Genomic DNA, 3,624 nt, shown 5'->3' with positions numbered 1-3,624 from the left:
TATCCGTAACAAATATCGCTCAGGTGATGGATGTGACTATGCCGGAACGCGTTATTTCGACAAGCACAACAACCCGGTTAACGATCCGTCACTCGATGAATGCCCCGGTACGCTCACTGCGTGCAAGTTGAGGCATGGCGAGGGGAACGAGTTGCCGTTCGGTGGCTTCCCTGGCACATCCCTGATCAGGAGCTGATATGCGTCAGAAAATTATCGATGCCATTATGGCGCATGCTGCTGCTGAATATCCGCGCGAATGCTGCGGCGTGGTGGTGCAAAAAAGCAGGGTGCAGCGGTACATTCCCTGCCGTAATCTGGCAACCGATCCGACAGAGCATTTCCACCTGTCGCCGGAAGATTATGCCGCTGCCGAAGACTGGGGAACAGTGATTGCCATTGTTCACAGTCACCCTGACGCCACAACGCAACCGAGTGAACTGGATAAAGCGCAATGTGATGCAACGCTTTTACCATGGCACATCGTGAGCTGGCCTGAGGGGGATTTACGCACCATCCAGCCGCGTGGGGAATTGCCGCTGCTGGAGCGTCCGTTTGTGCTTGGTCACTTCGACTGCTGGGGGCTGGTAATGAGCTATTTCCGGCAAACGCACGGGATCGAGCTTCACGATTATCGGGTGGATTATCCCTGGTGGGAAAACGACTATCCGGACAACTTTTATCAGGATTGCTGGTATGAGTGCGGATTCCGTGAATTCAGCGGTGTGCCTCAGCCAGGTGACATGGTCATCATGCAAGTCCAGGCTAATAAGTGGAACCATGCCGGGATCTTGCTCGAAGGTAATATGTTACTCCACCATCTTTATGGCCATTTGAGTCAGCGTGTGCCTTACGGTGGCTACTGGCAGGAACGGACGATGAAGGTTCTACGGTATAAGTCTCTGTGCTAACCTTTTGCAAAACCAAAGGGGATAGGGATATGAAAAAGACTTTGCTGCTTCTAATTGCGCTTAGCGTTGCTGGGTGTTCAACCACGGCGGTGAATTCTACCGTTGCAAAACAAGTACCATCTGAACGTGTATTGCTGAAGGGGGCTGGTGACTCGGTGATAACAATTACACGAGATCAAGGATGGTTTGCTGGAGGTGGATGCTTTGTAGAAGTAACTATTGATGGAAAATCCTATGCAAGAATTGATACGGGAGAAACGATCGATATCAATGTTACATCCGGCCGACATATTCTAGGAATATCTGGCGATTCAAAAGGTAAAGGATTATGTGGAATGCAGGTCGGACAACCACTCAAAGAGACTGCCACGCAGATCAATGCTCGTGAACATCAAAAATTCCGCATCACCGGAGATACTAATTCCGGACTTGATATCAGAGCATCAACCATATAGTTCGAGTCATTTTATAAATGGCCACCTCCGGGTGGCTTTTTTGTTGGAGAATAGTATGCAGCAAGAAGTTATGACCCAAATTGAATTGAGCGGGATTCTTGGCAAAACCTTTGGTAAGACGCATCATCGTTTAATTAGCTCAACCCGAGAAGCCTGTCGAGCGCTAGCTGCAACAGTGAAAGGGTTTGAGGCCTTCATGAATTCAAGTAAACAGCGCGGTCTGACATATGCAGTTTTTCGAGGAAAGAAAAATATTGGGGAAGATGATTTAGGCTTTCCGGTGACAGGTGAAGTGATCCGGATCGTGCCAGTAGTTATTGGTAGTAAAAAAGCTGGCCTGTTACAAACCATATTAGGTGCCGTCCTTGTTGTAGCTGGCTACGCTTTGTCAGGTTTTACTGGCGGTGCAAGTATGGCATTGGTCGCACCAGGTGTTGCATTAATGGCTGGAGGCGTAATCCAAATGCTTTCGCCACAGCCAGCAGGACTCGCCAGCAAACAGGACGCCGATAACCGGGCATCGTATGCATTCGGTGGTGTAACTAACACTGCTGCTCAGGGTAATCCAGTTCCCCTTGGTTATGGGCGACGCCGGATCGGTGGCGCGATTATTTCTGCCGGAATTTATGTTGAAGATAAACAATAAGCCGAAAGGCGGGAGAAAGTTATGACCTTAGAGCAAAAGGTAAAATTTCAAGAAACAAAAGTTGATGATACTAAGGAAATAAAGGCGGTCCCTAAGGAACACGCCTTTGAACTAATTAAACCCAATGGGGTTATCGCTCTCCGGTTAGGGAAAATTTCGTAGCCTGGCAAATCCGAGCAAGCTCAATATAGCTACTTGCCCCCTGATTATGAGCTAGCGCTTGGTCAAGTTTGCTAAACAACTCAGCCTGCTTTTCTGTGTCCTTCCCTACAACTGTTGAGGCAAGCGCCCCAAATGCACTCATGAGAGCATAAGCAAGGTCCTCAGCGTTAGGTGGGGTGCTCGTATCGACAGCTTCAAACTTATATTTAGTCATTTTAATCCTTCGTTAAGAGGTAATCAGCCATCCCTCCTTCCCAGAGTACGTCAGCATCCCAGCGCTGACGGGCTGAGCTAACACATTAACCAGGGTTATAGATGAGCAACATCCTGATATTCAAACAGTAGCCACCTTTTGGTGGCTTTTTTATGGGTGAAATATGGCGTCGAAAAAAATCACAGGGCGAAAAGGTGGTGGTTCTAAAAGCCGAACACCGACGGAACAACCGGATGATCTTCAGTCTGTTGCGAAGGCAAAGTTGCTAGTAGCTCTGGGGGAAGGTGAGTATGCCGGTGCTTTAACCGGAAAAGATATCTACCTCGATGGCACACCGCTGGAGAATGTCGACGGCTCCCAAAACTTTGGTGGCGTAGTCTGGGAATTTCGCGCTGGTACGCAGGCACAAAATTACATTCAGGGTATTCCCGGCACCGAAAACGAAATCAACGTTGGAACTGAAATATCAAGCGCCACAGCCTGGACGCGTACCTTTACGAACACGCAACTATCAGCCGTTCGCCTGCGACTGAAATGGCCTTCACTGTTTAAGCAGGAGGACAACGGCGATCTGGTAGGGTATTCCATCAATTATGCAATAGACCTGCAAACTGATGGTGGTACCTGGCAAACCGTTTTTAATACCAGCGTAACCGGCAAAACGACGTCTGGTTATGAGCGCAGCCACCGTATTGATTTACCGCAGGCTGGCAGCACCTGGACAATCCGATTGCGTAAGATTACCGCTGATGCAAACAGCGCGAAGATCGGTGATACGATGACGCTACAGAGCTTCACCGAGGTGATTGACGCCAAATTACGTTACCCGAATACCGCTCTGCTTTACATCGAATTTGACTCAAGCCAGTTCAATGGCTCTATCCCGCAGATTTCCTGCGAACCAAAAATGCGCGTGATCCGTGTGCCGGATAATTATGATCCTGAAACGAGGACTTACAGTGGTACATGGCAAGGGGCGTTTAAGTGGGCCTGGACCGATAACCCGGCGTGGATATTTTACGATCTGGTTATTACCGATCGCTTTGGTCTGGGGAATCGCCTGAGTGCAGCCAACATCGATAAATGGACGTTGTACCAGGTATCGCAGTATTGCGATCAGCCGGTACCGGATGGAAAGGGTGGAAGCGGGACAGAGCCACGCTATACCTGTAACGTCTATGTTCAGGACAGGAATGACGCTTACACTGTGCTGCGTGACTTTGCGGCTATATTCCGGGG

4 protein-coding genes and 1 pseudogene are annotated in these 3,624 nt (G+C 49.2%); all 5 read left to right on the top strand.

Annotation, left to right across the window (positions count from 1 at the left end):
• A pseudogene (locus OGX97_RS14835) lies at positions 1–196 on the top strand (phage minor tail protein L); the annotation flags it as partial.
• Position 197: 1 nt separating this feature from the next.
• Positions 198–908: a C40 family peptidase gene (locus tag OGX97_RS14830; protein ID WP_008322437.1), complete on the top strand. Its 711-nt coding sequence runs from the start codon at positions 198–200 to the stop codon at positions 906–908.
• 29 nt (positions 909–937) lie between these two features.
• Positions 938–1,363, top strand: a complete 426-nt coding sequence (locus OGX97_RS14825; RefSeq protein ID WP_008322436.1) for a hypothetical protein — start codon at positions 938–940, stop codon at positions 1,361–1,363.
• A 55-nt stretch (positions 1,364–1,418) separates the two neighbouring features.
• Positions 1,419–2,009, top strand: coding sequence for a tail assembly protein (locus OGX97_RS14820; protein WP_008322435.1), 591 nt, complete (start codon positions 1,419–1,421; stop codon positions 2,007–2,009).
• A 539-nt stretch (positions 2,010–2,548) separates the two neighbouring features.
• Positions 2,549–3,624, top strand: a 1,076-nt coding sequence (gpJ, locus tag OGX97_RS14815) for a TipJ family phage tail tip protein (protein WP_424953313.1), incomplete at its 3' end; no start/stop codon positions are given.

Source organism: Citrobacter sp. Cpo061, assembly GCF_030332845.1.
GTDB lineage: Bacteria > Pseudomonadota > Gammaproteobacteria > Enterobacterales > Enterobacteriaceae > Citrobacter > Citrobacter portucalensis.
The sequence above is the reverse complement of the archived record's forward strand: the minus strand, read 5'-3'. Positions and strand labels throughout refer to the sequence as shown.

Excerpts from the sequence above, each read along its gene's own strand:
- OGX97_RS14825 (WP_008322436.1), top strand. The coding sequence starts at position 938 with ATGAAAAAGACTTTGCTGCTTCTAATTGCGCTTAGCGTTGCTGGGTGT.
- OGX97_RS14820 (WP_008322435.1), top strand. The coding sequence starts at position 1,419 with ATGCAGCAAGAAGTTATGACCCAAATTGAATTGAGCGGGATTCTTGGC.
- OGX97_RS14830 (WP_008322437.1), top strand. The coding sequence starts at position 198 with ATGCGTCAGAAAATTATCGATGCCATTATGGCGCATGCTGCTGCTGAA.